Source organism: Photorhabdus viridis, assembly GCF_040256935.1.
Lineage (GTDB): Bacteria > Pseudomonadota > Gammaproteobacteria > Enterobacterales > Enterobacteriaceae > Photorhabdus > Photorhabdus viridis.
Genome location: NZ_JBEJZY010000357.1, coordinates 1 through 301, shown reverse-complemented (window position 1 = coordinate 301; position 301 = coordinate 1). Strand labels below are relative to the sequence as shown.

Below are 301 nucleotides of genomic sequence, written 5' to 3'. Positions count from 1 at the left end.
ATAAGACGGGTTTTGCGGATTCCGGTCCTTATAGATCACCCGTTGCGGGGTCATGGAGACGCCCAGACGCACCTGATTAATCACATTCATTTCAGTGGCGACTTGTGCCTGAGGATTGTAAACCAACGGTAAATTGGCCGTCATGCCTAAGTGGCTGTCACTGAAAAACAATTTGTCGTCTTCAAACCAGAAATTCAGCCCTTCCTCGGCGACTAACCGGGCAAAAAAGTCATAATCGGACTCGCGCTTTTGCGTCACATATTCGCGTGTGTAATGAAACTCATTCAGTTGGGAGTCGGCC

General features: G+C 48.8%; 1 protein-coding gene. It reads right to left on the bottom strand.

What is annotated here, in order from left to right; translation table 11 throughout:
• A partial coding sequence (locus ABR397_RS23725) for a contractile injection system protein, VgrG/Pvc8 family (protein ID WP_350307837.1) occupies positions 1 to 301 on the bottom strand: 301 nt, incomplete at both ends.